The sequence below is a fragment of the Streptomyces sp. NPDC088157 genome (assembly GCF_044741545.1).
GTDB lineage: Bacteria > Actinomycetota > Actinomycetes > Streptomycetales > Streptomycetaceae > Streptomyces.
The window spans coordinates 1,485,578-1,511,798 of record NZ_JBIUSU010000001.1; the positions used below are offsets into that span (position 1 = coordinate 1,485,578).

26 protein-coding genes and 3 pseudogenes are annotated in these 26,221 nt (G+C 68.8%); 16 read left to right on the plus strand and 13 right to left on the minus strand.

Annotation, left to right across the window (positions count from 1 at the left end; all coding sequences use genetic code 11):
* Positions 1–276 precede the first annotated feature (276 nt).
* A pseudogene (locus ACIPFH_RS06255) lies at positions 277–1,094 on the plus strand (IS5 family transposase).
* A 46-nt stretch (positions 1,095–1,140) separates the two neighbouring features.
* Here ACIPFH_RS06255 and ACIPFH_RS06260 read toward each other — a convergent pair.
* The 5 genes and pseudogenes from ACIPFH_RS06260 to snpA all read right to left on the minus strand — a co-directional run bounded on the left by ACIPFH_RS06260 (position 1,141) and on the right by snpA (position 4,787).
* Positions 1,141–2,040, minus strand: coding sequence for a trypsin-like serine peptidase (locus ACIPFH_RS06260; RefSeq protein WP_401823585.1), 900 nt, complete (start codon positions 2,038–2,040; stop codon positions 1,141–1,143).
* Positions 2,041–2,072: 32 nt separating this feature from the next.
* A complete protein-coding gene (locus ACIPFH_RS06265) occupies positions 2,073–2,321 on the minus strand; it encodes a hypothetical protein (protein WP_401823588.1) in 249 nt (82 codons plus the stop codon).
* A 95-nt stretch (positions 2,322–2,416) separates the two neighbouring features.
* Positions 2,417–3,025 carry a transposase gene (locus tag ACIPFH_RS06270; protein WP_401823786.1) on the minus strand — a complete coding sequence of 203 codons (609 nt, stop codon included), beginning with the start codon at positions 3,023–3,025 and terminating at the stop codon, positions 2,417–2,419.
* A pseudogene (locus tag ACIPFH_RS06275) lies at positions 2,911–3,432 on the minus strand (winged helix-turn-helix domain-containing protein). Before ACIPFH_RS06275 ends, ACIPFH_RS06270 begins: the two are co-directional and overlap by 115 nt.
* Before the next feature lie 671 nt (positions 3,433–4,103).
* Positions 4,104–4,787: a snapalysin gene (gene snpA, locus ACIPFH_RS06280; protein ID WP_401823591.1), complete on the minus strand. Its 684-nt coding sequence runs from the start codon at positions 4,785–4,787 to the stop codon at positions 4,104–4,106.
* A gap of 185 nt (positions 4,788–4,972) precedes the next feature.
* Here snpA and ACIPFH_RS06285 point away from each other — a divergent pair, with 185 nt between their 5' ends.
* A complete protein-coding gene (locus ACIPFH_RS06285) occupies positions 4,973–5,944 on the plus strand; it encodes a LysR family transcriptional regulator (RefSeq protein ID WP_401823594.1) in 972 nt (323 codons plus the stop codon).
* A 169-nt stretch (positions 5,945–6,113) separates the two neighbouring features.
* On the opposite strand, the gene ACIPFH_RS06290 is transcribed toward ACIPFH_RS06285, so the two are convergent.
* The 4 genes from ACIPFH_RS06290 to ACIPFH_RS06305 form a co-directional block, all read right to left on the minus strand.
* Positions 6,114–6,479: a DUF6193 family natural product biosynthesis protein gene (locus tag ACIPFH_RS06290; RefSeq protein ID WP_401823597.1), complete on the minus strand. Its 366-nt coding sequence runs from the start codon at positions 6,477–6,479 to the stop codon at positions 6,114–6,116.
* Positions 6,480–6,773: 294 nt separating this feature from the next.
* Positions 6,774–7,058, minus strand: coding sequence for a hypothetical protein (locus ACIPFH_RS06295; protein ID WP_401823600.1), 285 nt, complete (start codon positions 7,056–7,058; stop codon positions 6,774–6,776).
* 13 nt (positions 7,059–7,071) lie between these two features.
* Entirely contained in the window at positions 7,072–8,685 is a 1,614-nt protein-coding gene (locus ACIPFH_RS06300) for an ATP-binding cassette domain-containing protein (protein WP_401823603.1), read from the minus strand.
* A 31-nt stretch (positions 8,686–8,716) separates the two neighbouring features.
* Positions 8,717–8,842: a hypothetical protein gene (locus ACIPFH_RS06305; RefSeq protein WP_401823606.1), complete on the minus strand. Its 126-nt coding sequence runs from the start codon at positions 8,840–8,842 to the stop codon at positions 8,717–8,719.
* A gap of 245 nt (positions 8,843–9,087) precedes the next feature.
* On the opposite strand from ACIPFH_RS06305, the gene ACIPFH_RS06310 reads away from it, so the two are divergent.
* The 5 genes from ACIPFH_RS06310 to ACIPFH_RS06330 all read left to right on the plus strand — a co-directional run bounded on the left by ACIPFH_RS06310 (position 9,088) and on the right by ACIPFH_RS06330 (position 13,005).
* Positions 9,088–9,510, plus strand: coding sequence for a hypothetical protein (locus ACIPFH_RS06310; RefSeq protein WP_401823609.1), 423 nt, complete (start codon positions 9,088–9,090; stop codon positions 9,508–9,510).
* A 761-nt stretch (positions 9,511–10,271) separates the two neighbouring features.
* Positions 10,272–10,739 carry an HIT family protein gene (locus ACIPFH_RS06315; protein ID WP_401823612.1) on the plus strand — a complete coding sequence of 156 codons (468 nt, stop codon included), beginning with the start codon at positions 10,272–10,274 and terminating at the stop codon, positions 10,737–10,739.
* 494 nt (positions 10,740–11,233) lie between these two features.
* Positions 11,234–12,031 (plus strand): SDR family oxidoreductase, encoded by a 798-nt coding sequence (locus tag ACIPFH_RS06320; protein ID WP_401823614.1) that lies wholly within the window; start codon positions 11,234–11,236, stop codon positions 12,029–12,031.
* 51 nt (positions 12,032–12,082) lie between these two features.
* Positions 12,083–12,229, plus strand: a complete 147-nt coding sequence (locus ACIPFH_RS06325) for a helix-turn-helix domain-containing protein (protein ID WP_401823617.1) — start codon at positions 12,083–12,085, stop codon at positions 12,227–12,229.
* 53 nt (positions 12,230–12,282) lie between these two features.
* Positions 12,283–13,005, plus strand: a complete 723-nt coding sequence (locus ACIPFH_RS06330; protein ID WP_401823620.1) for a DUF6461 domain-containing protein — start codon at positions 12,283–12,285, stop codon at positions 13,003–13,005.
* Between the two features lie 259 nt (positions 13,006–13,264).
* On the opposite strand, the gene ACIPFH_RS06335 is transcribed toward ACIPFH_RS06330, so the two are convergent.
* The 4 genes and pseudogenes from ACIPFH_RS06335 to ACIPFH_RS06350 form a co-directional block, all read right to left on the minus strand.
* Positions 13,265–13,408, minus strand: coding sequence for an alpha/beta fold hydrolase (locus tag ACIPFH_RS06335; RefSeq protein WP_401823622.1), 144 nt, complete (start codon positions 13,406–13,408; stop codon positions 13,265–13,267).
* 146 nt (positions 13,409–13,554) lie between these two features.
* The gene (locus ACIPFH_RS06340) at positions 13,555–14,721 is read right to left on the minus strand and encodes an XdhC family protein (RefSeq protein ID WP_401823624.1); all 1,167 of its coding nucleotides are present in this window, start codon (positions 14,719–14,721) and stop codon (positions 13,555–13,557) included.
* Between the two features lie 163 nt (positions 14,722–14,884).
* Positions 14,885–15,493, minus strand: a pseudogene (locus ACIPFH_RS06345) (xanthine dehydrogenase family protein molybdopterin-binding subunit); the annotation flags it as partial.
* Between the two features lie 204 nt (positions 15,494–15,697).
* On the minus strand, positions 15,698–19,042 hold the full coding sequence (locus ACIPFH_RS06350) for a BTAD domain-containing putative transcriptional regulator (protein WP_401823627.1): 3,345 nt from the start codon (positions 19,040–19,042) through the stop codon (positions 15,698–15,700).
* A 175-nt stretch (positions 19,043–19,217) separates the two neighbouring features.
* On the opposite strand from ACIPFH_RS06350, the gene ACIPFH_RS06355 reads away from it, so the two are divergent.
* From ACIPFH_RS06355 to ACIPFH_RS06395, 9 genes are all read left to right on the plus strand, one after another.
* Positions 19,218–19,424 (plus strand): hypothetical protein, encoded by a 207-nt coding sequence (locus tag ACIPFH_RS06355; RefSeq protein ID WP_401823629.1) that lies wholly within the window; start codon positions 19,218–19,220, stop codon positions 19,422–19,424.
* A gap of 111 nt (positions 19,425–19,535) precedes the next feature.
* A complete protein-coding gene (locus ACIPFH_RS06360) occupies positions 19,536–20,114 on the plus strand; it encodes a MauE/DoxX family redox-associated membrane protein (protein ID WP_401823632.1) in 579 nt (192 codons plus the stop codon).
* On the plus strand, positions 20,114–20,647 hold the full coding sequence (locus ACIPFH_RS06365) for a TlpA family protein disulfide reductase (protein WP_401823635.1): 534 nt from the start codon (positions 20,114–20,116) through the stop codon (positions 20,645–20,647). Before ACIPFH_RS06360 ends, ACIPFH_RS06365 begins: the two co-directional genes overlap by 1 nt.
* 83 nt (positions 20,648–20,730) lie before the next feature.
* A complete protein-coding gene (locus ACIPFH_RS06370; protein WP_401823638.1) occupies positions 20,731–22,560 on the plus strand; it encodes an ABC transporter ATP-binding protein in 1,830 nt (609 codons plus the stop codon).
* 56 nt (positions 22,561–22,616) lie between these two features.
* The gene (locus ACIPFH_RS06375; RefSeq protein WP_401823640.1) at positions 22,617–23,144 is read left to right on the plus strand and encodes a S26 family signal peptidase; all 528 of its coding nucleotides are present in this window, start codon (positions 22,617–22,619) and stop codon (positions 23,142–23,144) included.
* 119 nt (positions 23,145–23,263) lie between these two features.
* Entirely contained in the window at positions 23,264–23,389 is a 126-nt protein-coding gene (locus ACIPFH_RS06380; RefSeq protein WP_401823642.1) for a hypothetical protein, read from the plus strand.
* A gap of 67 nt (positions 23,390–23,456) precedes the next feature.
* Complete coding sequence (locus tag ACIPFH_RS06385) at positions 23,457–24,479, plus strand: aldo/keto reductase (RefSeq protein WP_401823645.1); 1,023 nt, start codon at positions 23,457–23,459, stop codon at positions 24,477–24,479.
* A 295-nt stretch (positions 24,480–24,774) separates the two neighbouring features.
* Positions 24,775–25,824, plus strand: coding sequence for an NADP-dependent oxidoreductase (locus ACIPFH_RS06390; protein WP_401823648.1), 1,050 nt, complete (start codon positions 24,775–24,777; stop codon positions 25,822–25,824).
* A 48-nt stretch (positions 25,825–25,872) separates the two neighbouring features.
* The coding region (locus ACIPFH_RS06395) for a MerR family transcriptional regulator (protein WP_401823650.1) at positions 25,873–26,221 on the plus strand (349 nt) is incomplete at its 3' end.

Below are 26,221 nucleotides of genomic sequence, written 5' to 3' on the forward strand. Positions count from 1 at the left end.
GGGGCCCCGCGCCCGGTACGCGGGATACGGGCAAGCCGGGTTCGGTGACCGGCACGGAGAAACGGACCGGTGGCAACACCGGCATCGCACTCCGTGTCGGCTCAACAGGCACCCGCCCTCAGGTGGCCGGCTGGTCGCCACGCAGACCGGATCAGACGTGCGTCACCCAATGATCCGCCGCAGGAACTGCACAGGCCGGGGATCGTCGGCCCTTAGTGGCTCTAACAAAAGCTGTTGATCATGTGACTGTTGGCTTGTCCGCTCGTTGGTCTGGTCGTGGGGAAGCGTCAGTCGCGACCGTGGATCGTGTCGGATGAACTCTGGTCACTCATCGAGCCGTTGCTGCCCGAGCCGGCGCCGAAGCTGGTCGAGGGCAGACCTCGAGTGCCGGACCGCCAGGCCCTGTGCGGGATCCTCTTCGTCCTGCATACCGGGATCCAGTGGGAGTACCTGCCGCAGGAGCTGGGCTTCGGCTCGGGGATGACCTGCTGGCGGCGCCTGGCGGCCTGGAACGAGGCCGGCGTCTGGGATCAGCTGCACGTGCTGCTGCTGGAGAAGCTGCGGTCGAAGGACCACCTGGACTGGTCGAGGGCGGTGATCGACTCCTCGCACGTCCGCGGCCCGACGGCGCCCCAAAAGCGGGCCCAGCCCGGTCGGCCGAGCACGTCCGGGCAGCAAGCACCACCTCATCGTCGACGGGCAGGGCATCCCGCTCGCGGTGTCGCTGACCGGCGGGAACCGAGGGCGACGTCACCCAGCTTCTGCCGCTGCTGGACAAGATCCCGGCCGTCGCGGGCCGGGCCGGCAGACCCCGACGGCGGCCGGACGCGCTGCTGGCCGACCGCGGCTACGACCACGACAAGTACCGGCGCCTGCTCTGGCAGCGAGGGATCCGCCCCGTGATCGCGAAGCGAGGCGAGCCGCACGGCACTGGCCCGGGCGTTTTCCGCTACGTCGTTGAGCGCACGATCGCCTGGCTCCACGGCTTCCGCCGCCTGCGCATCCGCTGGGAACGACGCGACGACATCCACGAGGCATTCCTCGGACTCGCCGTCTGCCTGATCACCCACCGCCACGTCCAACGCCTTTGTTAGGGCCTCTTAAGTCGCCAGGCAGCCTCCGGGGCCGGGGACGAACCGCTCAGCCGCGCTGGGCGGCCTCGTAGACGGCCCGCGCGGTCTTGTCGAGCGTCGGCCCGTACATCGGGCTGCCGCCGTCGCCCTCGCCGTGACTGTTGACCGACACCACGGTGCCCTTGCCGGTGGCGGAGTTGAAGCCGGCGAGCCAGGGACCGCCGCTCGCGCCGCCGCCGAGGTCGCACGGGACGCGCTGCTCGTCCTCGGGGGCGCGCTGAGAGGTACCGGCGCAGTACAGAAGTTCCTCGCCCCGCTGGGGAGTGGTCGCCGGATAGCCGAAGGCGGTGACCCGCTCACCGGCCGAACGGCCGAAGGCGATGTTCTGCGCCCCCACCGCGTCGGTGAGCCGCTTCCCGTACGCCGGGGTGGCGACGACCATCGCCGCTATGTCATTGACGGTGTCCTGGGCCCAGGAGCGCGGTGTCATGGTCGCCTTGACGGCGTAGCGGCCGTACGGCGCCTTGCCCTTGGCGTAGCCGGGGACGAAGACGATGTCGCTGTAGGTGTTGACCGGCGAGGAGCCGAGGCGTGCGCAGTGGGCGGCGGTCATGATCACTGAGCGGTTGTCGCTGGTGACGGCGCTGGCCGTGCACCAGGTGTCCTGCCCCCTCGAATCGACGAAGAAGAGCCGTCCGATGCTGGGGATGCCCTTGCCGGTCCAGGGCTTGCTGAGCGGACCGGTCGGCCCCAGGTCGACGGCGCGGCTGACCTGTTTCATGCGCGCGAGCGTCCAGTACGAGAGGGCGCCGGTGCGCTCCGCCGCCGTGTAGGTGACCGTACTGACCTGCCCGGTTGCGGCGGCCGCGGGTGAGGCCGGGGCCGCCAGGGGGCCGGCCAGGGCCAGCAGGGCGGTGGCGAGACCGGAGACGGTGCGGCGGGCGCCTCGGGACGGGCTGGGCGACATGAGTGTCCTCTCGGATGATCGGGATCGGTTCATCACCCGGAAGGATGCGGTTTCGGCGAGTGGCGTGCATCGGCCGTCCGATCTTCGTTGTCACCGCCATCTCGCCGGTGCGGTTCCGCCGGGAAGACCGCCCGCTGGTAGGAGATCCAGACGTCGCTCTCCTCCGAGCCCTGGCACAGGAGGCCCACGTTCTGCCCAAGGTGGCGCGAGACGCGGCTGATGAGGGCGTCATCGACGCCCATCACATCGTCGAGTCGGACATCGTCCTGGTGCGGCTCCACGGCGCGCTCAAACGCCTTGTCCGGCCGGAAGAGCGCCGGCCTGCGAACCGGGACCAGGGGCTCCGGGTCTGGGAGTCAATACTGACTTCGGCTTGTCAGGGTGACGCTGGATCGTCGAGGGCCAGGCCGGTTCCGGCTATGAAGCCGTCGAGGGTGTCCGGCCGGTACTGAAGGCGCTTGAGCCGGTTGCGTACGAGGGCCTCGAGCCGGTCGAGGGCGACCACGGCGAGGTTGGCCAGGCTGCGCTTGACGTGCGCCCACACCCACTCGACGGGGTTGAGGTCGGGCGAGTAGGCGGGCAGCAGGAACACCGTCAGCCATTCACGCTCGGCGATCAGCTCACGCATGGCGTGGGAGACGTGGGTGTTCAGCCGGTCCGAGACGAGCACGATCGGCGCCTTGACCAGTTGGTGGACTCCGTCAATCAGCGTGATGAAGTCACGCTCGCCCATGCTGCGGCGCTTGCCCTTGCCCGCGGGGTGGGTGCGCAGGCGGTGGCACAGGCGGGTCCTGGAGCCGGGCCGCATCGCGATCAGCCCGGCCACTGACAGGCGTCCCGAACGTCGTCCGCTCACCGTCACCCGCGGAGTCACTCCGCGCCGGCCCCAGGTACGTCCTTGGGGCGGCCGACGGGTGAACCCGGCTTCGTCCTCGAAGCAGATGTAGCCTCCGCAGGCCGCCCGGGCTCTTTTACCTCCGCCCAGGTCGCCTCCTTCCAGACGGCGACGGCCTGCTCGTCGCGCTCAGCGACCCGCCGCGCGGGAACCTGAGGGCTGAAGCCGAGCCGGTGCATCAGCCTCGTCGCACCCGAGACGCTGTAGGAGACGTGGAACTTCCTGCCGATCAGCGTGGCCACCCGCGCCGCGGTCCACACCTGGTCCTCCACTCAGCCGTGCGCGGCCGGCCCCTGCTCGAGATACCCGGCGAGCTTCTGAAGGCAACGCGGCGACAGACGGCATCGCGATCCACTCGGGCCACGGGAGGCCAGAGCCGCACGACCACCGTCCCGCCACAGCTGCTGCCACTCGTAGGCCGACTTCCGGCTCACCCGCAGACGCCGTGCCACCTCCAACGGCTTGATCTTCTGCTCGAACAGCCCGGCCGCCTGCATCCGTACCGCCTCACGGCGCCGACGCCCCGCGGGCGTCAGCCCGCCCCCATCCGCATACCTCACACGCCAGGAGATACAACCAACCGCGCCGCAACATCAGGGACTTCGAGACGGATCACCCTAACGAGCCGAAGTCAGTAACGATCGAGACTGCACGGGCCGCAGTGCCGGACGAAGTCCGGCCAGACACAGGCCTGTGCGTCGACTACGGCCTCGGGCTGCGGGGGGGAGATCGTCCTCGAACTCGACGACGGCCAGTGCACACGGTTGTCGGCCGGTGACATCGGGATCCAGAAACGGCACCAGGCGCGTTTGGCGCAACCGCGGTGACGAACCGGCCACCGTCGCCTTCGTCCTCATCGGAACCGCTGCTGACGGCTGACGGGGCCCGGACAGGGACAACGCGGCGCCTCGTGGATTTCTGCGGCACCGTCGGCAGTCAGGTCATCGTCCGGCACGCCCGCCCGGAGCCACTGACCGTGCCGCGAGGCCCACCGGTGAAGCACTGTGGCAACTTCGGTGCCGTCACCCCGAAGGAGTCCATGGTCACGGACCTGTTCCGGCGTCACCGCCGGCGACCGGCAGGGTCGGGGGCGCGGCACGGCGAAGCGGGCCGTGCCGTCACCTGTTGCACGGCCCGCTTCCGGGTGAGAGTGAGAATCCTCGGGCTGTCAGCGCACCTTGTTCAACTTGTCGAGGGCCTTGGCCAGCCCGTTGGCCCACAGCTGGTTGACGCGCGTCCGCTCGGTCGTGTTGGGGTAGCGGTTGGTGCAGGACGTGCCGGGTCCGCCGCCGGACATCAGTTCGCTGCACGGGCCGCTGTAGTGGTCCGGCAGCCCCAGCACGTGACCGGTCTCGTGCGCGGTGACCCGGATGGAGTCGTACTGCCGGTTCTGGGCGTAGTCGAGGAAGATGTAGCCCCTGCCGTGGCCGTTGGTGGAGGCGTACGAGCCCCGGGAGTCGTTGCCCTCGTAGTACGAGAAGTCGCCGCTGCCCGAGGTGGACTGCAGCTTGACGTTGCTCACGGAGCTGTTCCAGATCGAGGCGGCGCTCGATATCTGGGAGCGGAAGCTCGGTGCCTGGGAGACGTTGTAGTAGACCGTCACCGACTGCAGGCTGGGGTTGGCCGCTTGCTTCTTGGCGACCGAGTTGAGCACGGCTTCGAAGAACGCCTTGCTGTCCGTCGCCTCCTGGGCCGAACCGGTGTAGCCGGCGCGGAGCGTGGCGGTGGAGCCGGTGGTCTGGGCGCTCGCCGGGATCGCGCTGCCCAGGGCCGCGAACGTCACGCCCAGGCCAAGCGACAGCAATCTCCTGGAGGCATTCGCGGACGCGAAGGACGTACGGTTGGACGTCATGTGGGGGGGCTCCTACTCGTTCGTGTGGGGTGGTGAACGATCGGTGGAGCCGAGTGTGGGGCAGCCGGCCGGCCGAGCGGATGATGGCAACTGGGGATAGCCCACGGCTATCGGGGCGACTCGTGCTCATTCATTGGCCTTTGAACATCTGGCGCCTCATCAGAGCCAGCCCTTACGCTCCGCGCATGGAGCTCGAGGTGAGGCACTTACGCGTGCTGTGCGCCATCGCCGACGCCGGCAGCATGCACAAGGCGGCTCGTCAACTGGGCATGGCACAGCCCTCGTTGAGCACCCAGCTGCGCCGCATCGAGCAGCTGCTGGGCGGACAGCTCTTCACCCGCGACTGTACGGGCAGCCGTCCCACTCCTTTGGGGCACGTCGTGGTGAGCCGCGCCCGGCCGCTGGTCGCCGAACTCTCCGCGATCGTGACCGAGACCCGGGCGGCGGCCGCCCGCGCGGCGGGCGGCCCCCGGCTGCGCATCGGCGCCACGGCCAGCCGAGCGGTCCCCGGCTGGCTCAGCCGGCTGCGCGCCCGCGTGCCCACAGTCGAGCCCAGCCTGCAGATGGACGTGTCCGCGAACGCCCTGCTACGGCAGGTGGTTGAGGGCAGGCTCGACCTGGCGTTCGTGCACGAGGTCGAGGGCAGCCCACTGCGCGTCCCGAACGGGCTGTGTCTGCGGATCCTGGTGGAGCGCGAACCCCAGTTCGTCACCATGGCCGCGGACCACCCTGCGGCGATCCGGCGCGAAGTGCGTCTCACGGACCTCGCGCACGACCGCTGGATGGTGGACGCCACGGTCGACGGCGAGTGGGACGGGGTGTGCCGGGTGCTGTGCGCCGCCGGGATCGAGCCCGATCTTCTGCACGGCGACTACCTCACCGCCTACTTCCTGGCCGCCATCGGCGAGGTCGTCACGGTCAGTCAGCCGACCGCGCTCCCACCCCGCTCCGACCTCGTCATCCGGCCCCTGCACGGTGACCCGATAGGAGTGCGGCTGATGCTCGCGGCCCGGACGGCGGACGAACTCGACACAGGGTTCGACGAGTTGGAGGGGGCCTATTGGGAGGCGGCCCGTCAGGCACCGGCCTACCAGGACTGGCTGGCGCGCGGCGTCGCCGGGCGGTCCGCACAGACACTGCGTGCGGTGGGCGCCTGAGATGCGATGAGTTCCAGGCCATCCGTGCCAGGGAGCCAGGGAGGGGACCGAGGTATCCGTCGCGAGGTCTCTGGATCCGATGCCGAGGGGAGTAGCAGGTCGGGCCACCGTGGCGGGGCGCGGGACGAGGCGACTGGCACGTTCACCCGCGTCGAGGGCCAAGGTGCTGTTACGCCTGGTGGATGCTCGGCGGAGGCCATGGCCCGTCGACTGCCGGTCCGCAGTCGTCAGGAAGATGCGCGACGAGGAGCGCAGCCGCCTCTTGTGGAGTTGGCGTTTCGCCGATGAGTTGGTGGTCGGCCGAGTACACGGCGTACGCCGACAGACCGCTGGCAATGGAAGGAAGATCATTGCTCCACGGGAAGTCCGTGTTGCGGTGGAAGTGCAGGCGCCCGTGGCTCGGGAAGGGAAACAACTGGCGCAGCCGTGGCTCGGCGAACGCCGCCTCGATCACGTCCGAATCACCTCGACGTGCTTGGGGGTGGCGCTCGATCAGCATGCGCCATGTCCTTGCCACCAGGGACTCTGTACTCATGCCGTCGATGATGCGTATGAACGACTGGCTCTGCAACGTGCGTAGCTGAGCAGGCGCCAAACGACTTGCAGGACTTGTCCGAGTGTCTGAAGCTTCCCTACCGAAATGATCCAGGCGAAACTGTGCGAAATCGTCGTGCGTGAGCAAGCCGCACAAGTCGTCCTCGGTTGCGGGCAGACGTGAAGCGGTGTCCGGTGCCACAACCGTCACAAGGGAGCGTTCGACCTGGCGAGCAGGCACCCGGTTCGGTTCAGGGAGGTGGGGGACCCTCGATGGTCCCCTTGGGCAGAGCGATCAGTCGCGGACCGGGGGTGTGCAGAAGTCGCCGAGGGACGTCCAGACGCTGTTCTTCACCACCACTCGCTGCACGCTGCGCGTGCCGAGGTGGTCGCTCGGGCTGAAATGCATCACCGGCGAAACCCCCGGGTCCACGGCGGACGCCTTCTGGTACGCCCCGATGATGGCCTGGGACGTGACGGGGCCCTTGAAGCTCTTCACGATCTCCGCGAACACCTTCGCATTGCTCCAGCCTCCCAGGGCGAGGAGTCCTGCGGTCTGACCAGGCTCGTACTTGGCCATCGCGGTCCGGAGCTCATTCACCGCGGGGCCGGGGGTCCGAGGGCGGCTTCACCAGTTGCACGGCCTCGAGTCCCTCGGCGGCGTCCTTGGCCAGCGAGATCGTCGACTCGGCGGCCACGGGCGCGTAGGCGTAGGTGGGCAGTGACAGTTCTGGAGCTTGGCCTCCTTCATGAAGGCGGCCGCCTCGGGGGAAGTGGGGATCACGATCACCGCCTGGGGTTTCGCGGCCTTCGCCTTGCTGATCCCCGGGGTGTAGTCGGTGGTCTGGAACTTGACCGTCAGCTGGTCCACCTGGACCGAGGGGTTCACTTCGTTGGCTCCGGCGACACCCAGCACGACTTTCTGGCGGACGTCGGGGCCGACGCCTCGCAGGGCGACCACGCCGCCGTACGTGTGGCCGACCCCATGCAGGCGGATCATGCTCCGCTCGCCTCCGCGAGCGGGGAGGCGTTCCCTGCCGTCGACTGTTCCCAGCCACGTCCGCGAGACCGACGGAGTGCAGCAGACGGGTCACTTCGGCCCGGTCCCGGGCCGTGATCCGGCGGCGGGTGCACAACACGTTCTCAGCGACGGTCAGTTCGGAGAAGACCTCCGCGTGCTGGAACGTGCGGCCGATGCCCAGCCGCCGCCGCGCGGTCGCCGCGCCTTGAGCAGCGGCCGGCCGGCGAAGTCGCCACCGCCGCTCACCCGGCCGTTTGCCGGTCAGCCCCGACAGGGCGTTCATCAGGGTTGTCTTGCCTGCCCCGGTGGGCCCGATGACCGCCAGGATCTCGTTCTGCGGCAGGGACAGCGAGGCGTCCTCGATGGCCTTGAGACCCCCGTACACGACCGACAGGTGCTCCAGGCGCAGCAGACCGGGACCGCCGCCCGCCGTCTCGGACGGGGACCGGAGCGGCACGAGGTTCGCCGGGGTGTCGGCGGCCGGAGGGCGGGGGGCGTCCGGCCGGCGCCGTACGCGCCGCAGAACGCTCCGCGCGGGCTTGGCGAGGAACGGCACGACTCCGCCGGGGAGGAAGAGGAGCACCCCGACCAGCACGAGGCCCTGCATGACCGGCTGTGGCAGCCCGACGGCGGACGAGAGCGGAGGATTCCAGGTCAGGTAGACACCGCCGGCCACGGCGCCGAGGACGGTGCCGACGCCGCCGAGCACGCACGCCGCGATCAGCGAGATGCCGAAGGTCAGCGAGAACGGATCCGGGCTGACGAACCCGGTGATCAGTCCGAGCAGCACGCCCGCCAAGGACGTGCACGCCGCGCTCACCGCGAACGACAGCGAGGACTGCGCCTGCGGCGCGATGCCGATCGTACGGGCGGCCGGCGGATGCGACTTTGCGGCCACCAGCCGCATCCGCAGGCCGGAGGCGGCGGCCGGTACGGCCAGCGCGAGGACCACGGCGGCTGCCGAGACCGAAGGTACTGGGCGTCGGTTCCGCCACCCGCGACCTGCCACGCTCTCCGCGACCAGGGACACGCCCATCGTCACGACGAGCGCGGAGAACAGCTGTCCCTGACCGAGTGGCCTGATCACCGTCTCGCGCACCAGCAGGCCCGCCGCCATGGTGACCGTGACGGCGGCGAGGATGCCCAGCAACGTGGCGACACCGTGCTCGTGGAGTGAGACGGCCACGTACAGGCCCAGGTCGCGAACGAGGCAACCTCTACAGAGGCCATTCCATGAACCCGTTGTCGGCGACGATGTGGCCGGTGCGCTCCACCGAACCGTCGTATTTGAAGGCGATCTCCAGGATGTGCTCCAGGAACTTCCCAGAGAAGTGCCCGAGCACGTGGCCGGGGTGCGACCTACCGTCGAAGCCATGACGACAGATGCGAACTCGATTACGCACACGTCAACGAACAGGCCCAGGCGCTCTCGCCAGGTCCGACTGACCGTCTCGGGCTCCTGTTTGCCCGTCGGGCGGTGTTCATGCGAGGGTCGGCGAGGGCTTCGATCGTGCCGGGACCGGAAGCGAGGGTGGGATGATCCTTCCTCTCCGGTACGCCTGGCATCGCCACGTCTACCGGATTGCCGGTGACCGACGAGGAAGACGAAGGATCGATGACGCTGAACGTGGGCCAACGGGTGCGGCTGGCGGCGGACCTCCGGTTGGCCGGGTCGGTGACCCCAGCCGAGGAGCCCCCGGAGGAGACGGGCGCCTTCGCCGCCTCTGTGGCACTGGCAGCAGGCATCGAGGGCACTGTCGAGCGTGTGGACGAGCATCACCGGCAGCAGACCCACGAGGTCCGTGAGTACCTGCGCCTCAAGTCGCTCCTCGACGACTTCGGCCACCAGATGCCGCCGGAGAGCAGAAAGCAACTGGAGGAGCAGGTGGGGGCCTTGGAAGAGCAGTGGGCCGCCTACCAGCGACGGATGCTCCGCGTCACGGTCCGCGTCCGGCTCGACAACGGATTCGTCCTCGACGAAGCCCCCGAGGAGGCCTTCGCCTCTGCCTGACCCGACGTCGCAGTGCTCGCCGCTCGCACCGCTGGGCGTCGCCGCAGCGAAGGCCGGCCTGCCCGCGACCAGGCCGCTGGTCGCCTCCCAGACCGGGCGGTTCCAGCATGCACGCCGTCGTGGCCCTGCCGCTGGACACGGTCGACGGTGCCACCTCCAAGATCCTGTGGCTCAATGCCGTGCTGCTTGCCGTCACCGTCGCCGCCCTCCTCGGGATGAGGCTGGTCACACCGGCGGTCCGTACGCGGCCGGCATGGGCGTCGTCCTCGCACGCCAGGGCGCTCAAACGGGAGAGGAACGGCCGCGGCTGCCTTCCAAGGCCGCCGAGGCCGGCCGGCGAACACCATTGCGTGTGGATGGCGAACGCCGGCTCCCGAGCGACGTGACCAGGCTGCTCTGTACGCCATGACGGGGGTGGTGAGCAACTGGTGTGTGCCGCCCTCCCCGGCCATGTGCTGCCGGACCGGACCGCCTACGAGGACGGACGGGCCGCCTGCGCGGATGCCGAAGGGCGCAACCAAGGGTCTGCCGGGTGGCCGGGGCACGTGGATGTGGTGCCCGCACAGAGGATCGGGTCGGGCCGCTGCCCTGCCTGACGCCGTGCGCGCCCGCGAGCGGTCCCGGTGACCGGCAGTCCGTTGATGCCCCAGCTGCGCCCGTCACCTCGTCGAGGCGGAAGTGGCTGGCGACGCTCTGCTCGGCGAAGCGTTCGACGACGGGTCGGCGATCTGTCTCGAGAGACAGCTCTACGATCTCGGTTCATGACGACTCCCGACTGCTACACATGCAGCAAGGAAGCAGATTTCGACAACCTTCCACCACGCGAGTGCGTGGTACATGACCAGCACTGGCGGGTGGCCCACGCCTTCAACACCGCAGTGCCCGGGTGGCTGGTGCTGCTGCCTCGGCGTCACGTTGCCGCGGTTCATGACCTCACCGACGCTGAGGCATCTGCCCTAGGAGTGTGGCAGGTCAAGCTCTCCCGGGCTCTCCAGAGGATGACTGGTTGCGCCAAGACCTACGTTGTCCAATTTGCCGAAGCCGAAGGCTTCGCGCACGTGCACTTCCATATCGTTCCGCGCATGGCAGATCTGCAACCAGAGCATCGTGGGCCGGGCATCTTCGATCTGCTTCGGCGACCAGCGCAGGAGCGAGTAACGGCTGACCAGGCAGACCAGATGGCCCAATCGCTCCGAGCTCAACTTCTTGGGCACCCGAACGCTCAGTAGCCAGATCACGGAATCTGAGCCAGAACCCGAGATTGCACAGCACGAGCAGACGCCCCAAGCTGATCGTGACGTAGAGCCGTCATGCGTCCCGGTAGCGGCCGATCTCGTGACGGCTGGACGTCACGCTCTGCACCTCGCTTTTGGCGCTGAAGCGCGGAGACTTGGCGCTAAAGGAGGGAGACACGGGCGACGTCCTCGGCCAGGACGTCGTGCTCCCGCTCCTCCGCGAGGAGGGCCGCAGGTTTCTACCAGCGTGACTTCAGCGTCTCCCGGCTGCCCCACGCGGCGGAGAACGACCAGCCCGTCCATGGATGGCCGCGCCGGGCCGGAGTGAATAGGCCGACGACCGTGCTGCTGGCCGTCCCGGTGAGGGTGGTGGTGCGGCCGGTGTCGGAAGCGGCACTCGTTGTCGTGGCTGGGTCTCCGCGTGTGAGCGTGGCAGCGCCCAGGAAAATCGGGTGCCGTGTGAAGGACGGCCCGCCAGGATGAGGATCATGACTGGTGAGACGCGCGTGGGGAGCCGGCAGGACGTGGGAGAGGCGGGGCTCCCGCTTGCCTTGGTCACGGGTGCGGGACGCTCGGCGGGGATCGCGGCGTCCGTGGTACTGCATCTGGCCCGGGCCGGCTGGGACGTCGCCTTCACGTACTGGACTCCGTATGACGCGCGCATGCAGTGGGGCATGGAGCCGGGTGCGCCCGAAGAGTTGCGGAAGAAGGTGACGTCCCTTGGTGCGAGAACGCTTGCAGTCGAGGCGGATCTGAGTGACCCGTCCGTGCCGGCTCAGCTCTTCGACAGCGTCGAGCGTGAGCTCGGGAACGTCACCGCGCTGGTGCTCTGTCATTGCGAGTCGGTCGACTCCGGCTTGTTCGACACCACTGTGGAGAGCTTCGACCTGCACTTCGCGGTCAATGCGCGGGCAACGTGGCTGCTGATCCGGGAGTACGGTCTGCGATTCCGCGGACAGCATGGCAGCGGGCGCATCGTCAGCCTGACCAGCGACCACACCGCGGGCAACCTGCCTTATGGGGCAAGCAAGGGAGCGATGGACCGGATCACGCTGGCCGCCGCCCGTGAGCTCGCCCACCTGGGAGTGACCTGCAACGCGATCAATCCTGGACCGACCGACACCGGGTGGATGACTGGGGAGCAGAAGGCGGACATGATCCGCTTCACGCCCCTGGGACGGCTTGGTGTGCCGCAGGACTGCGCGAATCTCGTCTCGTTCCTCTGCTCGACAGAGGGCGGATGGATCAACGCCCAGCTTCTCCAGAGCAACGGCGGCCTCGGGTAGCCAAGCGCGCGAAGCGATGACTCACGGGCGCTTCCGGCCGGCGACGCCGACATGCTCGCCGTCGCCCTGCGCCGCCGCGACGCCAAGGAGTCCGTCACCGTCGTCGCCGAGCACCTCGGCGTCGGCCGTTCCACCCTCTACCGGACCCTGGCCGCGTACGACGAAGCCGCCGTCACCAGGTCCGAAGCGCGCTCCTGAGCGGTTCGGGGCAGCGCACCCCGGTGTCAGTGGGCACTGGCAGGATGCGGTGCATGACCTCCGCCACTGCAGCCGATTACGGCTGGATACGTTCCTCGTCCTCACTGTTCGCCTATGGACTGCAGGTTGGGTACACGCTGACGATGGTGCGAGGGGTCTCGCCTTCGGAGTTGTTCCGGATCGTGAGTGCCGAGCCGCGAGGTGCGTGTGAGGGGCTCGGCGAGTTCATCGAAGAGCAGCAGGAGTTCTTGGACGGGTACGAAGCGTGGCCCGACGCCTTCCTCGCAGGAGCGTTCACCGCTCAGGGAGAGGGAGGGGAGTGGACTCTCGCTGTGGAGTTCGGAGGCGATCTGGGTACACGCCCGCGCTTCATGGAGGCGCTCTCCGCCGGGACGCGTGCTGTCTCGCATTCGAGCAACGGGGGGAAGCCCATGGACTTCTTCAACTGGTACGAAGATGGCGAGTTGCGGACCACGTTCGAGTGGCCCGCGGACAGGACCGGCAGCACTCCCGATGAGCTGAACGCCGTGATGACAGAGGTTGGCCTCAACCCATCGGGGGACCAAGATCCCGACGTCGATACGAAGGCAGCGGTCCTCGCGCTGGCAGAGCGCCTCACAGGCGTACGGGTGACCGAGAAGCTCCTGGCGGAGGCCGAGTACCAGGTGGGGGAAGTCCCGGAGGAACCCGCCGACGAATGGGAGAGCGTCACCATCGAAATCACGGACGCACTCGGCGAGCGGACATACGTACAGCTGCGACGAGATCAGCTCTGACACACGAGGTGTCGCCAACCACTGACACTTCCGTGTCGTCCAACCCAGGGTGAGGATCGCCGCGGGCCTCGGTCTTTGGCAGCGGTGGGTCGGGCAGGCCAGGTGAGCGCGGATGTTCCTGAACCACGCCACCAGCGAGCCCCAGTCGTGGCCGACCACGGCGGACTTCTCCCCTCCCAGTACGTCCATCAGTGCGGTGATGTCGTCCGTCAGGTTCGATCGTGTAGTCGTCGACGCGCTCGGGGACGTCGGTGTCGCCCTATCCCCGCTGGTCGGGGGCGACCACCTGGTATCCGGCCGTGGCCGGCGCAGGAATCTGGTGCCGCCACGAGTACCAGGTCTCCGGCCAGCCGTGCAGCAGCAGCGGGCCCGTGCCCGCCTCGGCGTGTGCGTCCGCAGGCAACGGCGGACGGGGGATTCATCCGTCTCCCTGTGTGGTTGGGACTTCCGTCGGTGACGACCTGCTCGCACCTGCGAAGGGGGGCAGGCGGCGGCGAGAGCGAACCGCGCGTGGCCCTGTTCGGTGCGTTGGAGGGGGCGACTGCCTCGTCATGCGCCGTGGGCGACAGGAGGCCATGCGGCTCCATGGGCAGCTCGCGTGCGAGTGCCGGGAGCCGGGTGGTGGATCGGGCCGGTGCCGCGGGTCAGGGGCAGGCCGGTGCCATGGTTCGTGTGGGCGATGATCTCGGCGGTGATGGAGACGGCTGTCTCTTCCGGGGTGCGGGCGCCGAGGTCGAGGCCGATGGGGGAGTGCAGGCGGGCGAGCTGTGTCTCGGGGACGCCGACTTCGCGCAGGTGTTCCAGGCGCTGGTCGTGGGTGCGGCGGGAGCCCATCGCGCCCACGTAGCCGAGCGGGAGGCCCAGAGCCCGGCTCAGCAGAGGGATGTCGAACTTGGCGTCGTGGGTCAGGACGCAGACGACCGTACGGGCGTCCACTTCGGTGCGGTCCAGGTAGCGATGCGGCCAGTCGACGACGACCTCGTCGGCGTGTGGGAAGCGGGTGGGGGTGGCGAACACGGGGCGTGCATCGCAGACCGTGACCCGGTAGCCGAGGAACGACCCGGCCCGGCTCAGGGCGGCGGAGAAGTCGACCGCGCCGAAGATCAGCATCCGGGGCGGGGACGCGTTGACGTGAACGAGTACGGACAGAGGCTCGGGACAGGTGTCGTCGGCCCCTCCCACCTCGATACGGCCGGTACGCCCGGCGTGCAGGAGCGAGCGGGCCACCGTCGCGTCCTCGCGCGTACCGCCACCGAGGGTTCCCTCGTGTGTGCCGTCGTAGCCGACGAGGCTCAGTGTGCGTCCCAGCAGCTCCAAGGGGCCGTCGACGACCTGGGCCACCGCGCCGGGGCGGCCGTTTCCCACGGCTTCGAGGACTCGGGTCAGGTGCGGCAGGGCGGTGGGTTCGACACGTTGCACGAGCACGTCGAGCTCACCGCCGCAGGTGAGGCCCACCGCGAAGGCATCGGAGTCGGAGTAGCCGAACCGCGCACGCCGCGGAGGCCCGCCGAAGTCGAGGATCTCGCGGCACAGGTCGTAGACGGCTCCTTCGACGCAGCCGCCGGAGATGCTGCCGGCCGCGTTGCCGTCGGCGTCGACGGCGAGTGCGGTGCCCGGGGGCAGGGGCGCGCTGCCGCTGACGCCGACGACGGTGGCGAGGGCGCAGGAGCGCGCTTCGCGGCACCATGCGTGCAGCGTGTCCGCGATGTTCAGCATGGATGGTCCTTCGGGAAAGCTCGGAGTGAACGGGCCGCCGCCGCGCCGCGGGGGAACGGAAGTACGCGGCGGCGGCCCGGGCCGTCCCGCGCTCCCGCGGCACGACGTGGGGTGCGCCCCGGCGGTGACGGCCATCACCGGCCAGGACCGCCCGGGACATGGCTCAGAGCAACGCCTCGGCGGTGATGGGCAGTTCGCGGACCCGGCGGCCGGTGGCGTGGAAGACGGCGTTGGCGATGGCGGGCGCCACTCCGACAAGCACCACCTCGCCGAGGCCCTTGACGCCGATGGGGTCGGCCTCGTCGTCCCGGCCGTCGATGTAGATCGCCCTCAGCTCGCGGACGTCGGCGTTGACCGGGACCAGGTAGTCGGCGAGGTTGGCGTTGACGATGCGGCCGTCGCGGTGGTCGGTGACCGTGTGTTCCAGCAGAGCCGCTCCGATGCCGCCGGTCATGGCGCCGATGGCCTGGCTGTCGGCCAGCTTGGGGCTGATGATGCGGCCCGCGTCGAAGACGCCGAGCATCCGCCGTACCCGGACCAGGCCCAGGCGGGCGTCCACGGCGACCTCGGCGAACACCGCTCCGTACGCGTACATGGATGACCGGGACTGGCCAGGGGTCCAGGAGCCCATCGCTTCCAGGGAGGTGCGGTCGTTGCGGGTGAGGAGCTGTCGCTAGGTCTCCCCGCGCGCCGGGTTGTCCCGTATGTGCGGCCGGCCGCCCCGTACGACGATGTCGGCGGCGTCGGTGCCGTACAGCGGCGAGTTCTCGTCGATGGCACCCGTGAAGCCCAGCTGGTGGCTGAAGCGGGCGTCGACCGCGTCCGCGACAAGTTCGGCCGTCGTGTCATCGGCCCGGCGACCGTCTTCCGGAGAGCTTCGTGAGCTGCCCGCGGCGATTGCCTCCGCTGAGGGGCGAAGGTAGGGCCGTGCCCCGACCTGGAGCGGTCCACGCGGTATCAGTACCGCCTCAAACACTCACTGAGCACGCGCTGCCTCATCGAAGCTGGCGGACTGATCGCCCAGCGCGGCCAGTGCGCTTGCGACAATGGCACGGGCTGAGGCCTCGTACAGCGGCATTTCGGCGGCGCTGAACGCCGCCGCGGCTTCAAGCCCCGCACGTGCCGCGTCCGCGCTGTCCTGGGGCAGTGCGACCTCGGCGTGAGCCAGCAGCACTAGACCGTGCACGGCTCCAGGCTGGTCGGGCGTCACGGCACAGGCTGCCTGACGCACCCACATCTGCGCCGCTTCGACGTTCCCCTGGGCGAGTTCGGCCTGGGCCAGGGTGCGAAACCACAACGGCCGTTCCGGTGCCTCGGCAAGGGGCAGTTCGCGGCCACCCCCGCCGTCCAGCACGGTTCGCACGCACGCTGCCGGATCCCCGCACAGCAGCTGGGCCTGGCCCAGCATCCCGATGACAACCATCCTCCGTGTCGGCGGCTCTTCCCTGCGCGCGGCGACCGCCTCCTCACAGATCTTCAGCGCGGCGGGGAAATCCCCCCGCCACATGGAGACTGCGGCTTCCACAGTCATCGCCAGCGCACGGGGTTCGCTGGTGCCGAGCAACAGGGCTGCCTCCGCGGCGTCGTCGGCATACGCGGCCGCCTCGCTGAGGTTTCCCAGTCCCAGGTGAGCGAATGCCGTCGCGGTGAGCAGGTCGGTGAGCAAATAGTTCTGTCCTGTACGGCGCACCAGGGCCAGGCCGCGGTCGAGGTGGCCGAGGGCCGCCTTGTGACGGCGCTGAAGGATCTCTGTCCAGCCGACCAGCATCAGGGCGTCGAGGTGCTCCAGGAGGCGCCGGTCCTCGGTGTCATCGAGAGCGGTCACCGCGGCATCGAGGCATCTCGCTCCCTCGGTAGTCTCCCCGGCTGAGATGTGCGCCAGCGCAAGCAGCGCACGGACCCCTGCCACTTGCACGGGTTCACCCGCTCGCCGTGCGGAGAGCAGGGCGCGCCGACCCCAGTTGACAGCCAGCGAGAAGTCGCCATTGCGCAGCTCGGCGGCAGCGATCTGGATCTCGAGTGCCGTGGCCTCCGCTGCTGAGAGTCCGGTGTTCTGCGCCAGTTCACGTCGCAGAACGGCGGTTGCCGCCTCGTACCTCCCCAGGAGTCGCTCCATCACCGCAAGGGAGACGACGGCCTGCGTGCGTCGTGGATGCGGCGGGACAAGCGCCGACGAAGCCAGCTCGCGTAATATGTCGCGGCTGTCTCGCAGGCGTCCGGCCGTTCCCAACGCGGTCGCCTCCTTCAGCCGTAGTTCCGATCGGCGCGCATCCTTGGCGGGGAGCAAGCGCAGGGTCTCGCGTGTCCAGTGCGCGCTTGTCGCCGGCGCACTGGACATCAGATCGTCGGCGGCCTGGGTGAGCAGCGCGACAGCGCGCTCGTCCCCGGAACGCGCCGAGCGCACCACGTGCGGCGCCTGGACGACTGGCGATGCTCCACGTCGTTCCAGGCCGGCTGCGGCGCGGGCGTGCGCCCCGAGCCGCCAGCCTGCTCCCATCCCGTCGTAAACGGCGCTCCGCACGAGCGGATGGCGGAATTCGAATTGCCGGATGGCGCTCACTGGGCGGATCAGATCTCGGCGGGTCAGCTCGTCCAGCGCGGCCAGCATGTCGCTCTCGTCCACCTGGGCGACCACGGCTGTCATTTCCGCGTCGAACGGATCGTCGAGGACGGCTGCCGCGCGCGCGACGACGCGAGCGCCTGCCGACAGGTTCTCCAGTTCGTCCAGCAGTGTGGCACGCGCGGACAACGGCAACTGGTCGTCGGTCGGCTCCCCGTCGCCCGTTCGGCGGAGCAGTGCTTGCAGATAGAAAGGGTTGCCCGCGGTAGCCTCGTACAGCTGTCGACATCTCAGGCGGCTGACCTGCGGACCACACAGTTGTGCGGCCGCGGACGCTGACAGCGGACCGAGCGCGACCCTGGTCAGGTGACCGTCGGCGTCGGCTTTCACCAGGGCCGAGGCCAACCTTGGCGGCGCCTGTCGGGGGCGGTAACCGAGCACGAGTGTCACCGCCCTTCTTGGCGGATGCCGCACCAAGTACTCGATGAGCTCGATGCTGCTCTCGTCCGCCCAGTGCACGTCGTCCAGAATCAACACCAGCCTGAAACCAGGGTGTACCTCCTCCAGCAGCTCCCGCACGGCCCTGTGCCGGCGGAAGCGCTCGGCAGGCAACGAAGCCTCAGCTCCGTGGTGGTTGGCCGTCAACGCATCCAACGAGCCCTGCGACTCCCGTCCATCGGCTCCGTGCAGCCGTGGATGGCCGGGATCCACCGCTGGCAGAGCGCCGTCCAAGGTGTCGATGAAGAGACCGTATGGAATTTCGCTGATCTCGGCGCCACGGCCGACCAGTACGACCGCGCCGCTGTGCGCTGCAAGCTCACCGAACTCGGCGAGCAGCCTGGTCTTGCCCATGCCGGGCTCCCCGACGATTTCCACCACCCGCGGGGCCTGAGTGCTCTGGTCGTCGAGTACGGCTCGGAGAACGGATACCTCTTCAAGGCGTCCCACCAGGCTTTGCGGCCGCTCCACACGGTAGATCGCTGTCCCTGGCTGCGGTGCACGCGGCTCGGCCGGACGGGCAAGTGTGAGCCGGGCGTCGGCGGTGAGGATGTCCTGGTGGAGCTGCCGCAACGCGGCCCCGGGGTCCATACCGAGCTCTTCTGCCAGCCGCTGCCGGGTCCGGTGGCACAGGTCGAGGGCATCGGCGGGCCGGCCGCTGCGGTAGAGGGCAAGAGCGAGCTGGCCGGCCAGCCGTTCGTCCAGCGGATGCGCCTCCGTCAGAGCAGAAAGCTCGCTCACCACGCGCCGGTGCTGCCCCAAACGCAGCCGGATGTCAGTCATGTCCAACTGTGCGGCGAGACGTTCGGTATCCAGCAGGTCGCGCTGGGCGTTGAACCACGGGGTGTCCGCCCCCGTGAACGCTTCCCCCCGCCACAGCCCCAGCGCCGCCTCCCACAACGCCACAGCCTGCTCATCCGCGTGCAGTTGGCGTGCACGGTCCACCAGGCCGCGGAACTGGTTCACGTCCACCGACCCCGCTTCCACCGCCAGCCGGTATCCGCCCTGCGCCCGCACGATGTCCAGCCCCGGTCCCGCCATCACTCGCCTCAGCCGGGACACGTACCCGTACAGCACCTCTCGGCCCCGCCGCGGCCCAGCTTCCCCCCACACCCGGTCCACCAGCGCATCAGCCGACACCACGCGTCCGGCATCAGTGAGCAAGACCCCAAGCACCCTCCGCTGCCGCGCGTGCCCCACATCCATGGGCACGCCGTCCCACCACGCCTCAATGGTTCCCAGCATCCCGAACCGCACGGTCATCAGGGCCCCCTCCAGCCGCGACTACGTGATCACCGGTCTACCTGTCCCTGATCAGCTAATCCAGCTTGATTCAAGACTTTCCGAAGGTTTCCCGACGACCGCACCGGCACGGTGAGCGCACAACGACCTGCCCCGCTCCTTGCGGTGCCTGGTCCTGAGAAGAAGGAGATGAGCCATGCTCGCCAAGATCGAAGCGATGGGCACCGCCCTGCTGGAGCGCGTCGTGCCGAGCGTCACCGCAGACGCCGCGGCGGCCCCCGGTTGGTACCCCTACGCCCAGTGCTGGCAGTGCAACAACGGCCCGTGGGGTCACTTCGGCTACAACGCGCCCTGCGAGGCGTACTGGAACGGTGCCAAGTTCACGCGCGGCATCTGCGGCTGAGCCCTCGGCCTGCGCAAAGAAACGCTGCCCCCGCCACCGGGACCTTCCGGTGGCGGGGGCCACCGACCCGGCCCCTGGGCCCCGTCGGATCCGCTGCAGAAGGGAACTGGAGTGTCCTCATTCGAGATCGCGGCACGGAGCCTCATCGGTACGGTCTTCCTGATCTCGTCCGTGAGCAAAGCACGCAGCCGCGAGTCATATCAGGATTTCGCGCACTCCTTGGCCCAGATGCGTGTGGTGCCCCTTGCACTGGAAGGGTCCGCGACACGGCTGGTCGTGATCGCGGAGTTCGCGGTCTGGGCGCTTTTGGCGGTGCCGACAGCGCAGGCCGGGTGGATGGGACAGCTCCTCGCGGCGGGGCTGCTCGCCGCATTCACGGTCGGCATCTTACGGACCGTACGACGACGCTCGCCGGTGACATGCCCCTGTTTCGGAGTTTCCAGCACTCCTCTCGGCGGCCGGCACATCGTGCGCAACGCCCTGCTCACAGGGGTGGCACTCAGCTCCCTGCTGGTACCGGCCTCGGGCCCGGCGAGCGCGGGCAAGGCGCTAGTGGCGGCACTCGTGGGTCTGGTCATGGGTCTGGTGACGGCAGTCCTCGATGAGATCTTCGCGCTCTTCCAGCCCATCACAGAAAACGACACGTCTCGATCGTCCACTCGCTTCCCGATCGAACCACAGGAGTCCTGATGTACGTTCTGACGGCCGCCGTCGTGCTGGTCGCAGTGCTCTGTCTGCTGGATCTGTTGCTGACCGTCGGCGTGATCAAGCGATTGCGTGAGCACACCGAGATCATCGCCCCCATCCGGCAGCAGGCCGGCATCCGAACAGGGGACGAGGTCGGCGAATTCAGTGTGCTCAGCGTGGACGGTGAACCGCTGGGCCGCGAATCCCTGACGGACGACAGCGTCGTCGCGTTCTTCGCGCCCGACTGCCAGCCGTGCAAGGCGGTGATCCCGGATTTCATCCGACTGGCGAAAGCTGACGAGACCGGCAGGGATCACCGGATCGCGGTCGTGATCGGCGAGGCGTCGGCCTCCGGGGAACTGGTGGCGATGCTGCGGCCCTTCGCCCAGGTCATCGTCGAGGAGCCCCTGGGCGCCGTCAGCACGGCCTTCCGCACGTCCGCCACACCCACGGTGTTGCGGGTCGGCAACCTACGCGGCAGGACCGTAGTGACGTCCGACCGTGTGCTGGCCGCGCCCACCGCAGCCGCGGTATGAGCGGGGGCGATCGCGTGCGCGCACAGTCGTGGGGCAAGGCAGGTCCGGCGCTCCGTGCCGGGCTCTCCCGGACCGTCCGCCTTGTGGGAGCCGCAGCGCTGCTGGTGTTGAAAACGGCGCCCTGGCACATATCCGCCTTCGCCGTCGTAACCCTCTGCCGTGGGGCACTCCCCCTGGCCACGGCATGGTTGATGAAGATCCTCCTGGACGACCTCGTCCGGGGCGCCGGTCTGTCCGTCCTGGCGGGACTGGCGGCCGCCTTGGCCGCCGTCGGCATCGCGATGGCTGTCACCCCGCTGATATCGCAGTATCTGCACGCAGAACTGGATCGCCGGACGGGGGTGGCGGCCATGGACCAGTTGTTCGCCGCTGTGGACCGGTTCGTCGGTATCACTCGTTTTGAGGACCCGCGCTTCCTCGATGAGCTTCGGCTCGCTCAGGTGGCGAGCCGAAGCGCCCCGATCCAGATCGTCAGCGGGGGCCTGGACATCGTCGGCCAAGCGCTTCCGCTCCTCGGATTTGCGGGCTCGCTCTTCGTGCTCAGCCCGTACATGGCCCTGATCGTCCTGGGTGCCGCCGTTCCGACAGTGATTGCCGAAGGGCTGCTCTCGCGCAGGCGCGCGCAACTCGTCATGGACGTAAGCCCGATCGAACGCAAGGAGTTCTTCTACAACCAGCTGCTGAGCACTGTCGAAGGCGCGAAGGAGGTACGGATATTCGGCCTGGGAGGATTCTTCAGGACCTCCATGCGGCGCGAGCGCCTGGCCAACAACGCAGCCCGCAGAAGTATGGACCGCCGAGAACTGTCCGTACAGTTCTGCCTGGAGAGCCTGGCTGCGGCCGTCTCTGGCGGCGGCCTGCTATGGGCTGTGGACGCCGCACGTCACGGCAGCCTGTCGGTCGGCGGGATCGCGTTGTTCGCCGCCGCCGTCACGGCCGTCCAGGGCGCGCTCGCCGCGCTGGCCACGCAGATGTCGGCGACGGCCCAAGCACTGCTCCTCTTCGACCGCTACCGAGCTGTCACGATTCTCGAATCCGACCTTCCCCTGTCCGACCGGCCCAGGCCACTGCCTCCCCTGCGGCGCGGGATCGAATTCCGAGACGTGTGGTTCCGGTACGCGGACCAGTTGCCGTGGGTACTGCGCGGGGTCGACCTCTTTCTCCCGCACGGGCAGGCCCTGGCTCTGATCGGGCTCAATGGCGCGGGCAAGTCGACCTTGGTGAAACTGTTGTGCCGGCTCTACGACCCCACCCGGGGCGCAATCCTGTGGGACGGAGTCGACATCCGGGAGATCGACCCCGCCGAGCTGCGGTCTCGGATCGGCGTGGTCTTCCAGGACTCCATGCACTATGACCTCACCGCTGCCGAGAACATCGGACTGGGTGACCTGGAGGCTCTGACGAACAGGTCACGCATCCAGGAAGCAGCTCGCCTTGCCGGGATCCACAGCTATCTGGCCGCACTGCCGCAGGGATACGACACACTGCTCTCCCGGAAGTTCGTGACAGCACCGGACGGATCCGATCCTGCCGTGGGTGTTCTCCTGTCCGGGGGCCAGCACCAACGGGTTGCCCTGGCCCGCGCACTGATGCGCCAGGAGCGGGAACTGATGATCTTGGACGAGCCGTCCTCCGGCCTCGACGCGGAGGCCGAACACGAGATCCACGCGTCACTGCGGCGCTTTCGTGCCGGGAGGACCAGCGTTCTGATCTCCCACCGGCTCGGGACTGTGCGGGAGGCGGATCTCATCGTGGTCCTGCGGGACGGCAGGATCGTGGAGCAGGGCTGCCACGACGAGCTCTTGGTGGTAGGCGGGACGTACGCCGGACTGTTCACCTTGCAGGCCAAGGACTATCAGGACCGGCCTACGGGCACCGCGCCGGCCGTCTCCGATGTGGCGGTACCCCGGTGACGCTTCGGCCGGTCCGCGCAGCTCGCTGCCCCTCCTTCGAGCCGGCAGGTGGGGTGATGCCCAGCCGGGAAGAACTCGACGCGCTTGCTGCGTCCTGGCCTTCCGGCAAGCTACCGCCCCCGCACGGATCCCGGCTCGGGCCTCTCACCCGCTTCCTCACCCTGCTGCTCGGGCGCAACCTGGTCCTGGTCACCGTACGGGGTCGAAGCATGGAGCCCACCTACTACGAGCGGGACCGAGTCCTGGTGGTGCGCGGAACCACTGCCCTCCGCAATCGGGTGATCGTGGTCGCCGATCCGCGCGGGAAAGAAGGCTTCCTGATCAAGCGGGTGCTCGCCACCCCTGGCGAGCCTGTGCCGAGAGACCGCGTCCCAGCCTTGTCCCATGCCCCAGAACAGCACGTCCCCTCCGGAAAGCTGGTGCTGGTCGGCGACAACCTCGAGCAGAGCCTGGATTCCCGGCAGGTCGGGTATTTCTCCAGCTCAGGTGTGCTCGGCACAGTACTGCTGCGCATATTTCGCCACCCCGACCGGGGGCGGTCGACCAGGTCTGAGAACACGGAGCGGGCACCGACTCCTCGGTAGTGAGCGGCACTTTCGTCGTCCCCCTCGCGCGGAATCTGGTCGATCGTCGCCTGGAACGGATACAGGCGTGATCCCTGGCTGCGTAGCCAATCCCCGCCAACAGCAGCACCAGCCCACTGATGGGGCGCGGCCTGTCCGTGCCCGAGGTCGCGCACCTGCTCGAACACAACGACGTCACCGTGCGTGGTGCGGTCCACCGCTTCGCGGTCCGCGGGTTCGACACGCTGGGATCCCACCTGATTTGACGCCTACGGGCGTGGCACGGCAGGGGGGTTGCCTTCGCATGCACTCCAACTCCTAGCCTTCACAAGCATGGAGACGACGCACGGGACGGCCGCCGGTAGGCACGCGCCGTACACAAGGACCCTTGGACGAAGCGGAATCGAGGTGAGCGCCCTCGGTTTTGGCTGCTGGGCCATCGGCGGGGAATGGCAGGGCCCCGACGGGAGTCCGCTCGGCTGGGGCAAGGTCGATGACGAGGAGTCCGTGCGTGCCGTGCGCCGTGCGCTGGACCTCGGTGTGACCTTCTTCGACACCGCCGACGTCTACGGGACCGGGCACAGCGAGCGTGTACTGGGACGGGCACTCGGCAGGCACAGGGCGGACGTCGTCGTGGCCACCAAGTGGGGCAACCTCTTCGATGAGGAGAGCAAAGTCCTCACGGGCAGCGACGACTCACCAGCGTACGTACGACGTGCGCTGACGGATTCGCTCGTCAGGCTCGGCACCGACTACGTGGACCTTTACCAGCTGCATCTGTCGGACGCGGACCCCGAACGGGCCGCTCTCCTGCGGGACGCCTGCGAGGATCTCGTACGAGAAGGGCTCATCCGCGCGTACGCATGGAGCACTGACGACCCGGGGCGCGCGGCCCTCTTCGCCGCGGGCCCGCACTGCGCGGCCGTGCAGCACCGCTGCAACGTCCTCCAGGACGCGCCCGAAATGCTCGCCTTGTGTGAGGCGTCCGACCTCGCGAGCATCAACCGCAGCCCGCTCGCGATGGGGCTGCTGACCGGGAAGTACGTTTCGGGGAGCACGCTCGCCTCCGGGGACATCCGCAGTGCACCGCCTGCCTGGCTGCCGGGATTCGCGGCGGGTGGTGGCGCCGATCCGCAGTGGCTGGAGCGCATCGAGGCGGTACGGTCCGTCCTCTCGAGCCGAGGGCGCACTCTCACCCAGGGCGCGCTGGCCTGGCTGTGGGCGCGCAGCCCGAGGACGGTGCCCATCCCCGGCTTTCGGACGGTGGCGCAGGCGGAGGAAAACGCCCGGGCGCTGGAGTTCGGGCCGCTGGCGGAGGAGGAGCTCGCAGAGATCGGGCGTGCACTTGGAGCTTAACGACTTGACGGAGCAATGCTGGTGGGGCAGCCACGTGGCGCAAGGCGGCCGTGCGGGGTTCTCAAGGTGTGCGTCACGAGCTACTCCGCAGGGCCTTGTGTCCCGAGGCCGTTAGAGGTCGCGCGGGTGGGCGGCGGCACCGGGCGGGGCGCAACACAGGCCAGGCCCCGAGGTGATCGAGTTCTGTGCACTCCCTGCGGGCCGACGCCCCGTTCGGCCTCCAGGTACGCCACGAGGCCGCCACCGGCCGGACGGCTTGACCTTCACGCATGGGTCAATCCCTAGCGTCGTCGGCATGGACACATCTTCGAGGAGCACAACCCTATCCAGCCGCTCCGGCATCTCCCGTACCGGGCTGGAAGCCCGACTGGTCGCACGGCCTGAGGGCCTGCCCACTCCCAGGGACTTCGAGATCACCGAGGTCGCTGTTCCCAGTCCCGCATCGGGGCAGGTGCTGGTCCGCAATCTCTTCATGTCGCTCGATCCCGGCATGCTCATGCTGATCACGGGCGAGTCCGGCCTGCCGATGCCCTGCTATGAGGTCGGCGAGGTGATGTACGGCGATGCCATCGGTGAAGTGGTCGCCTCCGCGGATTCATCACTTGGCGAGGGCGACCTGGTGATGCACCGGCTTGGCTGGCGCGAGTATGCCGTGGCGCAGGCCGGGCTGTTCCGCCGCGTCGACCGGGACGTCTACCCGACGCTCTCCACTTACCTGGGCTTCGGACTGGTCGCCTACGTCGGGCTCATGGACGCGGCCGAGCTACGGCCCGGCGACACCGTCTTCGTCTCCAGTGCGGCGGGGGCGACCGGGAGCATGGCCGGCCAGATCGCCCGGCTCAAGGGGGCGGCCCGGGTGATCGGCAGCGCCGGATCGCAGGACAAGGTCGCCTATCTGACCGGGAAACTTGGGTTCGATGCGGCCTTCGACTATCACGACGGACCTATCGTCGACCGGCTGCGTGAGACCGCACCCGAAGGCATCGACGTCTACTTCGACAACGTGGGTGGCGAACAGCTGCGCGCCGCGATCGAGATCATGAACCCGCATGGCCGCACCGCCGTGTGCGGAGCCCTCAACCGGCAGAGCAAAGCCGGTCCCGACGACGGTCCCGGCGACCTGCTCAGTGTCCTCGGTAAGCGGCTCACCATCCGCGGCTTCACCGTGGGCGATCACCTTGAACGTGCTCCGGAGTTCGGCGCGCAATTCCGTACGTGGCTGCGCGAGGGAGCGATCGTCTATGACGAGACGGTGATCGATGGGCTGGCCAATGCACCGCAGGCTCTCCTCGATCTTGTGAACGGCACGTTCACCGGGAAGACGGTTGTCCGGCTCGGGAGTTGACCTTGACGTACGGGTGAAGCCTTATGGTCGGACTCGGAGGTGGCTGCAATGCTGATCGGTGAACTGGCCGCGGAAGCCGGGACCACGACCCGTGCCCTGCGTTACTACGAGGAGCAGGGCCTGCTGGAGTCCGACCGCACGACGGCGGGTTATCGCCTGTATGAGCCAGGTGCGGTACGCAGGGTCCGGAACATCCGTGAGCTTCTGTCCTGCGGGTTCACCGTGGAGGATGTGAAGTCCCTCCTGGCGTACCTCGACGCCGATCTACCCGAGGTGTTCTCCTACTCACCGCTGTGGGGGGGCGGGGGCGGCGGGGGCGGGCCCCCCGGGGGGCCGCGGGGGGGGGGGCGGGGCGGCCGCCCCCCCCGGGCGCGCCCGGCCCGGCGCCCCCGCGCGG

What these genes read in the sequence shown, in the direction of transcription:
- ACIPFH_RS06260 (WP_401823585.1), bottom strand. Translation starts at nt 2,040, where the DNA reads ATGTCGCCCAGCCCGTCCCGAGGCGCCCGCCGCACCGTCTCCGGTCTC.
- ACIPFH_RS06375 (WP_401823640.1), top strand. Translation starts at nt 22,617, where the DNA reads ATGCCCAGCCGGGAAGAACTCGACGCGCTTGCTGCGTCCTGGCCTTCC.
- ACIPFH_RS06365 (WP_401823635.1), top strand. Translation starts at nt 20,114, where the DNA reads ATGTACGTTCTGACGGCCGCCGTCGTGCTGGTCGCAGTGCTCTGTCTG.
- ACIPFH_RS06290 (WP_401823597.1), bottom strand. Translation starts at nt 6,479, where the DNA reads ATGAGTACAGAGTCCCTGGTGGCAAGGACATGGCGCATGCTGATCGAG.
- ACIPFH_RS06380 (WP_401823642.1), top strand. Translation starts at nt 23,264, where the DNA reads ATGGGGCGCGGCCTGTCCGTGCCCGAGGTCGCGCACCTGCTCGAACAC.
- ACIPFH_RS06295 (WP_401823600.1), bottom strand. Translation starts at nt 7,058, where the DNA reads ATGGCCAAGTACGAGCCTGGTCAGACCGCAGGACTCCTCGCCCTGGGA.
- ACIPFH_RS06340 (WP_401823624.1), bottom strand. Translation starts at nt 14,721, where the DNA reads ATGCTGAACATCGCGGACACGCTGCACGCATGGTGCCGCGAAGCGCGC.
- ACIPFH_RS06390 (WP_401823648.1), top strand. Translation starts at nt 24,775, where the DNA reads ATGGACACATCTTCGAGGAGCACAACCCTATCCAGCCGCTCCGGCATC.
- ACIPFH_RS06285 (WP_401823594.1), top strand. Translation starts at nt 4,973, where the DNA reads ATGGAGCTCGAGGTGAGGCACTTACGCGTGCTGTGCGCCATCGCCGAC.
- ACIPFH_RS06350 (WP_401823627.1), bottom strand. Translation starts at nt 19,042, where the DNA reads ATGACCGTGCGGTTCGGGATGCTGGGAACCATTGAGGCGTGGTGGGAC.
- ACIPFH_RS06385 (WP_401823645.1), top strand. Translation starts at nt 23,457, where the DNA reads ATGGAGACGACGCACGGGACGGCCGCCGGTAGGCACGCGCCGTACACA.
- ACIPFH_RS06355 (WP_401823629.1), top strand. Translation starts at nt 19,218, where the DNA reads ATGCTCGCCAAGATCGAAGCGATGGGCACCGCCCTGCTGGAGCGCGTC.
- ACIPFH_RS06330 (WP_401823620.1), top strand. Translation starts at nt 12,283, where the DNA reads ATGACCTCCGCCACTGCAGCCGATTACGGCTGGATACGTTCCTCGTCC.
- ACIPFH_RS06325 (WP_401823617.1), top strand. Translation starts at nt 12,083, where the DNA reads ATGCTCGCCGTCGCCCTGCGCCGCCGCGACGCCAAGGAGTCCGTCACC.
- ACIPFH_RS06320 (WP_401823614.1), top strand. Translation starts at nt 11,234, where the DNA reads ATGACTGGTGAGACGCGCGTGGGGAGCCGGCAGGACGTGGGAGAGGCG.
- snpA (WP_401823591.1), bottom strand. Translation starts at nt 4,787, where the DNA reads ATGACGTCCAACCGTACGTCCTTCGCGTCCGCGAATGCCTCCAGGAGA.
- ACIPFH_RS06315 (WP_401823612.1), top strand. Translation starts at nt 10,272, where the DNA reads ATGACGACTCCCGACTGCTACACATGCAGCAAGGAAGCAGATTTCGAC.